The following is a 7,169-nucleotide window of genomic DNA, read 5'->3' as shown; positions in this document are numbered from 1 at the left end:
TCTAGGGGGGCTTGAAAGAAATCCGCTAGGGTTTCGGTGGTGAGATCATCGGGGGTGGGGCCAAGGCCACCGGTAAAGATGAGGAGGCGGGCGCGATCGCAGGCAATGGCCACCACTTTTTTAATGCGAGTCGGATTGTCGCCAACCACCGTTTGGTAGTAGTGGGGAATACCCAAGCTCGCCAGTTGCTGGGCCAAAAATTGGGCATTACTGTTGAGAATCTCCCCCAGCAGCAATTCTGTCCCTACGCAAATAATTTCTGCACTTATTGTTTCAGTCATTTTCGCTGCTGCGCACCCGTTGCCACACATACCACGAGGCAAAGCCCATCAGAAGAGACGCTGCCACGGCATAGCCCCATCCTCCCGGCAAACCCGCCAAAGCTAAAGCAAGACTGCCCACCCACAGGGTCAAGCAGTAAATAAAGAGCACTGTCACCCGCTGCGAAAGTCCTGCCTTGAGAAGGCGATGGTGCAAGTGTCTCTTATCCGGTGCAAAGGGAGATTGCCCCCGCCGCAGCCGGCTGAAAACCACCGTTGAGGTATCCACAATGGGCACCGCTAGAATCAATAGGGGCAGGAGAATCGCCACCGCGGTGTAGGCCTTAACAAGGCCAATGATCCCCAAGCCAGCAAGGGTAAAGCCCATGAAGTAGGCACCGCCATCGCCCATGAAAATTTGGGCTGGATTGAAGTTATAGCGCAGAAATCCCAAGGCCCCCCCTGCCAGGGCTGCGGCCAATAGTCCCGCCTCCGGCTCCCCCATGAGCATACACACAAAAAACATTGCCAGGGCAGCAATGCCGGATACCCCTGCCGCTAGCCCATCCACCCCATCAATAAAGTTAATGGCATTGGCAATGCCGACAAGCCAGACGGTGGTGAGGGGCAAACTCAGCCAACCTAAGTCCACGGTGCCGACAAAGGGCACAGTGATAATGCGAATTTTGACGCCCACTGCCCAAACAATTGCCGCCACAAGAAATTGCAGGGCAAGGCGCAGGAGCGCCGGCAAAGTCAATAGATCATCAGCGAGGCCAATGAGAAAAAAGGCCACCCCTCCTAAGGTCACCCCCCAAATTTCATACTCCGCCGGCTGCGGCAGAACACCAAACCCCCCCGCATTCCAAACAATCAGCAGCCCCACTAGATTGCCCAAAAAGATAGAGACGCCTCCCAAGCGCACCATGGGACGGTTATGAATCTTACGTTCATTGGGGTGATCCACAAACCCTGCTTTATGTCCAAGGTCATTGACAAGGGGGGTGACCAAGAGGACAACGGCAATGGCAGCAAGGAAGGCAATCAGGTGGTACAGCATCTGCTCAGGGTATTGGCAGCATCCCCTCTTAGGCTAGCACTGGTTGCGGCAATTGCAAGTGGGGATAGAGGGGAAATTTAGCGCAGAGGGCAGCCACCCGGTCGCGGCAGCGATTTTTGATGGCTTCATCCTCTGGGGCATGCAGGCGATCGCTAATGATGTCAGCCACTTCTGCAAACTCGACTTCTGTGAAGCCACGGGTTGTCAAGGCTGGCGTTCCCAAACGCAGACCACTGGTCACAAAAGGAGAGGCAGGGTCAAAGGGAATGGTGTTTTTGTTGGTGGTGATGTTGATTTCCCCCATCAGGCGATCGGCCTCTTTGCCTGTTAGATTCACCGATCGCAGGTCAATGAGCATCAAATGGTTATCGGTGCCCCCAGAGACAAGGCGCAGTTGCCGCGCTTGCAGCCCCGCAGCGAGGGCTTGGGCATTGCGGATCACTTGCCCAGAATAGGCTTTGAATTCTGGTTTGAGAGCCTCACCAAAAGCCACGGCCTTAGCGGCAATAACGTGCTCCAGTGGCCCCCCTTGGGTACCGGGAAAGACCGCTTTATCCAACTTTTTGCCCAACTCTTCATCACGGGTAAGAATCAGGCCGCCGCGAGGACCGCGCAGGGTTTTGTGGGTGGTGGTTGTCACGACATCGCAGAGGGGTACGGGATTGGGATGGTAACCACTGGCTACTAAACCGGCAATGTGGGCAATATCGGCCATGAGGTAGGCCCCCACTTCATCGGCAATTTGGCGAAACTCAGCAAAGGGAATAATGCGAGGATAGGCGGAATAGCCACAGATAATTAGCTTAGGACGGTGCTGCCGTGCTAAATCCCGCACCTGATCCATATCGAGGCGTTCCGTTTCAGGATGAACACCGTAGTGAACGACGTTAAACCATTTACCGGAAACGTTGACGGGAGAACCGTGGGTTAGATGGCCACCATGGGACAAATCCATCCCCATAATCGTGTCGCCGGGATTGAGCAGTGCCAAAAAGACGGCAAAATTGGCTTGGGCACCGGAGTGAGGCTGAACGTTGGCATGGGCAGCACCAAAGAGTTCCTTGGCGCGATCGATGGCCAGTTGCTCCACTTCATCCACAAATTCGCAGCCACCGTAGTAGCGTTTGCCCGGCAATCCCTCGGCATATTTATTGGTGAGAACCGTCCCTTGAGCGGCCATCACCGCAGGGGAAGTAAAGTTTTCGCTGGCAATTAGTTCGAGGTGTTGCTGCTGCCGCTGGACTTCCCGCTGTACCATTTCAGCAACCAACGGATCCGTTTGCGCAAGCCAATCAATATGGGTCATTTTATTGTCAGTGTGAAGGAAGATGAACTGCTTTACTATCTTATCGCGGTCACACCTTTAATTCCTCCTTAGGGCACGCAGATAGTTTTCCAGGGGGGTATTCCAGGTTCTCCTCAGGGGCTAAAAGCGTGCCCTAGCTAACTTGAACATTCCAGAGGCGAGAGGTTTCGAGGCGATCCAGCCACGTTTCGTAGAATGCTCGATTGGCGGCTTGCTCTTGGGGGTCGGTGGTTGTCCAGGGATAGGGAGCTAGGGCAGTGATTGCTGCTGTGGTGACGCAAAACATTGATTTTTGGAAGGTTTGGCAAATTTTTACTCGCAGATCATCTTCACCTCGGCCTTGGCAACGATAGAACGCCAAAAGATAGGAGGGGAGATAGTGGCGCATATCCTGCATTAGCAGCGTGGGGGGAATACCAGCCGCGCCTGTGGGAATGGGATCTGCAAACAGGGCGCCATAGCCAAACTCCGCTGGATCGCGGGAAATTTGCTGGGCTTGGGCATTGAAGGAAATGAGGCCAAAGAAGGGGGTGCCCCGTATAAACACAGCTTCGACATAGGGAATCGCTGTGTCTGGCAAAAAGGTGAGTCCAGCACTGGCGGGGAGAATCTCGTAGGTCTGGCCGTGGAGCTTGACGCGATAGGTAATGGGGCGATTGGCAGCGGCAATCAGACCGGCCCGAATGTGATCTACCACATCGGGAATGCTGCGAATCTCGCCCGCATCATAGCGATCGCTCAAGGTGAGAAAGATGGGATACATTACTGTCCAAAACTGCCCCAAGCCACTGTAGTAGCAGAGCATCCGCACCGTTTCCAGCAAAAACTCTGGAAAAAGCCGATTCACCAGTTGCATTAGGGGGTTGCCCCGCAGCTTGGCGGCGATCGCCTTGCCGGCTAATTGCCGAAATTCTGCCGAATCGAGGAAGGCATCAAGACCGCCACCCCCATGCCACATCATGGCACGCATACAGTACTCAGCATATTCATAGTTAATGCGGTCGTGCCACCAGTGGCGCAGCAGCTTGGGAATGGTAATCTCGCCATTGAAGTATTTGAAAAAGGGAAAGAGAACAAGAAACTGCCGCTCACTAATGTCGCAGAGATTTTCTGCATAGGCCTTGAGCACTACCCCATAGCTTTTGAGGATGCCCACCACTTCCATTACATGGGTTGGTGTATCCGGTAACAGGGCTTGACCGTGGAGCAACCGCTCTAGGATGGCGGTACGCAGTTCTTGATGTAGGGAGGTTGGAGTAACGGTAGTCAGGGTCATGGTGTGGGCAGCGTAGCAACAGCAGTAACAAGAAGGCTAACCGTGGTTTTACTCCAATGGATCAACCAGTTGGGAACAACCCCTAAGATCAAAATTAGCGCGGCTAATAGGAGGCTCGGGAGGCGATCGCCCCAAGCAACGGGCGGCAAATCTGTCAACTCATTGGGCAGACGACCAAAAAAGACGCGGTTCACCAGCAGAAGAAAATACACCGACGTTAAGCCCGTACCCACCATACATAGGAGCGTTTGCCCTGGGAAGGCGGGAAAACTACTGCGGAAGATCAGGAACTCCGCCACAAAGCCCACCATGCCGGGGATACCACCACTGGCCATGACCCCAACAATCATCAGACTACCAATCAGGGGCAGCCCCCGCTCAGGGTTCAGCAATCCCCGCAGTACCTCAATGTTGCGGCTGCCGGTTTTTTCATAGACAACCCCCACCAGCAAAAAGAGAAGCGCAGAAATTAGCCCGTGGCTCATCATTTGGGCAATAGCGGCCAACATGCTCAAGGGTGTGGCAGTGGCAGTGGCTAAGAGGACAAACCCCATATGGCCAATGGAACTGTAGGCCACCATTTTTTTCATATCGGTTTGGGAGATCGCCATCAGAGAACCGTAGAGAACACTGACCACCGCCCAAGTGGCCAACCCAGGCGCCAAGACCTGCCATGCCTGCGGGAATAACTGCACCCCAAAGCGCACTAACCCATAGGTCCCTAGTTTCAGGAGCACCCCTGCCAGCAGCACAGAAACGGGAGTGGAGGCTTCGACGTGGGCATCGGGTAGCCAAGTATGGAAGGGCACTAGGGGAATCTTGATGCCAAAGCCCACTAAAATCAGCCCCAGCAGAACAAGTTGTGAGCTTAGGGGCAAGAGGGTGGATAATTGGGCGTCAAAGTCAAAGGAGGGGGCATGGGCTAACCACACTAGCCCCAGAAATCCAGCCAAGAGCAGAACCCCCGAAATGGCCGTGTAAATTAGAAACTTGGTGGCCGCATAACTTCGCCGCGCCCCACCCCAAATGGCAATCAAAAGATAGAGGGGAATCAACTCCAATTCATAGAAGAGGAAAAACAGCAGCAAATTATCGGCCAAAAAGGCGCCACTGACACCCGCATTCAACAGCAGTACCAGTGGGTAATACAACCGAGGACGGGGCAAGTGGACAGAAGTGGCCAATAGGGCAATCAGCGTCAGGAAATTATTTAAGACCAATAGGGGCAGCGACAGGCCATCCACGCTCAGGCGATAGCTCAAGCCCAGTGGCTCTAGCCAAGGAACTACCTCGGTTAATTGCGGTGCTGCATTGCTGGGATCAAATAGACGGGCGATCCCGAGACTGACCACCAGGGCGATCGCCATCACCACAGCGGCTAAACTGCGGTACGTCCGCCCCAAACTCCCAGCGGGCAGCAGGCTGAGGGCAAGGGCACCCAACAGGGGCACCCAGAGGAGGAAACTCAACAGCGGCATTACAGCAGTAGCCACGCGATCGCCCCCCCAAGAATCGCCACACCAATAAACACCAGCAGTAAGTAGGCTTGGGATTGACCGCTGGCACTGTATTTCAGCAATTCACCCCCAACGAGGGACGCTGCACCCGTTGTATTCACGATCCGATCCACAATGTGGCGGTCTACCCAAGTGCTCAACTGCGAGAGCGATCGCACTGCCCAGACCACGGTATAGCGATACAACTCCTCAATGTAAAAATCGTAGGCCAGCAGATCCTGCACAAAGCGCAATGGTACCTTGATGGGGCGCGTCCAACTGCGTTTGAGGTTAACAAAGCCGCCCAAAAGAATACCCGCCAACCCCGAGACCACAAGCAGAGCCACAATTGTCCAATCCATAGTCTCTGGTAACAACTGCACCCGCTGCAAGATAAAAGGCACCAGCATATTCAAAATACTCAAAGTCACCATCGGCACTGCCAGAGGCCAAGGCACTTCAGGGGCACGGCGGGTTTTGGGTTGAGCAGGCCCGAGGAAGACCAGGCGAAAGACACGGGTGAGGTTCACAGCCGTCAGCACATTGACGACTAAAATCAAACCCACCAACCAAGGCATTGTTTGCCAGTAGTAGCTAATGCCGCGATAAAACGACCAAAAGGCCCCCAAGGGCAGACAGCCAATCAGGGATAGACCGCCGATAACAAAGGCCGAACTCGTGGCCGGCATCCGTTCGCCTAACCCCCCCAATTCTGTCAAATCCTGAGAGTTGGTGGTCATAATCACACTGCCAATACTCATAAACAGCAGTGCCTTAGCGATCGCATGGGTAAGCAATACAAACAGGGCGAAATCTGTCCAATTCGTGCCGACCCCAATAAACACCAGTCCCAGATAGGCACTCGTTGAGTGGGACAGTGCCCGTTTAATGTCAATTTGGGCAATCGAGACCAGGGATTCACTGATGGCGGTGACTGCCCCGATCGCAATCAAGGCAATGTTTGCCCCTGGGCAGGCTACCAGAATCGGCTGTAGCTTAATCAGAATATAGGCTCCCGCAGCCACCACTACCGAGTTCCGCATAATGGAGGCGGGGTTGGGTCCTTCCATAGCTTCATCGAGCCACAGATGCAAAGGTACTTGAGCACATTTACCAGTGGGCCCCGCAATCAAGGCTAGGCCCAGTAAAAAGCCCCAACCTTCTGGCAAATTCACCTGCTCTGCCCATTCATAGAGATTGGGAAAATCATAACTCCCCGCCAGGCTGCCAACCGCCACCACCCCCATCAGCAGGAGAATATCCCCCACCCGTTTGGTGAGAAAGGCATCCCTTGCTGCTTTGACCACAAGGGGCTGAGCATACCAGAAGCCAATCAGTAAATAGGTAGAGAGGGTCAGCATCTCCAACAGGCCATAGCTCAGGAGCAGCGAGTCACTAATTGCAATGCCACTGAGAGCCGCCTCAAAAAAGCCCATTAAGGCAAAGAAGCGGGCCATGCCCCAGTCCTTTTCGAGATAACCCAAGGCAAAAATCTGGGCGAGGATACTCAGACCTGTCACCAATTCCATGGCACTTGTGGAGACACTGTTGATGAGTAATGAAAATGAGAGATCGAGTCCCGGCGCCTGTAGCCAATGCCAAACAATCGTTGCGGTGGCACCACTGCGAGTTTGTTGCAATAGGAAAAACCCATGCACAAAAGCAACAACCGTCATCAGTAAATTGAAATAGGCTGCGGGTCGCGGCCCTGTGCGCCGCACATAACCGCTGGCCCAAGGCAAGGTCAGGGCTGCCCCCACCAAGCCATAAC

Annotated in this window: 6 protein-coding genes; all 6 read right to left on the bottom strand. The window is 54.2% G+C overall.

What is annotated here, in order from left to right; genetic code table 11:
• Positions 1–281: molybdopterin-binding protein (locus H8Q75_RS00105; protein WP_297039332.1), on the bottom strand; the 281-nt coding region annotated here is incomplete at its 3' end.
• A complete protein-coding gene (locus H8Q75_RS00100) occupies positions 274–1,320 on the bottom strand; it encodes an MraY family glycosyltransferase (RefSeq protein WP_024125144.1) in 1,047 nt (348 codons plus the stop codon). The genes H8Q75_RS00100 and H8Q75_RS00105, both read right to left, overlap by 8 nt.
• Before the next feature lie 28 nt (positions 1,321–1,348).
• The gene (gene glyA / locus H8Q75_RS00095; protein ID WP_024125143.1) at positions 1,349–2,626 is read right to left on the bottom strand and encodes a serine hydroxymethyltransferase; all 1,278 of its coding nucleotides are present in this window, start codon (positions 2,624–2,626) and stop codon (positions 1,349–1,351) included.
• A gap of 133 nt (positions 2,627–2,759) precedes the next feature.
• Positions 2,760–3,902, bottom strand: a complete 1,143-nt coding sequence (locus tag H8Q75_RS00090) for a CO2 hydration protein (protein WP_024125142.1) — start codon at positions 3,900–3,902, stop codon at positions 2,760–2,762.
• Positions 3,899–5,374: an NADH-quinone oxidoreductase subunit M gene (locus tag H8Q75_RS00085; RefSeq protein ID WP_297039335.1), complete on the bottom strand. Its 1,476-nt coding sequence runs from the start codon at positions 5,372–5,374 to the stop codon at positions 3,899–3,901. The genes H8Q75_RS00090 and H8Q75_RS00085 overlap by 4 nt, the downstream gene beginning before the upstream one ends.
• Before the next feature lie 5 nt (positions 5,375–5,379).
• Positions 5,380–7,169 (bottom strand): NAD(P)H-quinone oxidoreductase subunit F (locus tag H8Q75_RS00080; protein WP_297039323.1); only part of this gene is annotated, 1,790 nt, incomplete at its 5' end.

The sequence above is a fragment of the Thermosynechococcus sp. OHK43 genome (genome assembly GCF_014466085.1).
Classification (GTDB): domain Bacteria; phylum Cyanobacteriota; class Cyanobacteriia; order Thermosynechococcales; family Thermosynechococcaceae; genus Thermosynechococcus.
Note: the sequence above shows the minus strand (reverse complement) of the source record. Positions and strands in the feature narration are given on the sequence as shown.

Coding starts and splice junctions, on each gene's coding strand:
- H8Q75_RS00090 (WP_024125142.1), bottom strand. CDS start 3,902: ATGACCCTGACTACCGTTACTCCAACCTCCCTACATCAAGAACTGCGT.
- H8Q75_RS00100 (WP_024125144.1), bottom strand. CDS start 1,320: ATGCTGTACCACCTGATTGCCTTCCTTGCTGCCATTGCCGTTGTCCTC.
- glyA (WP_024125143.1), bottom strand. CDS start 2,626: ATGACCCATATTGATTGGCTTGCGCAAACGGATCCGTTGGTTGCTGAA.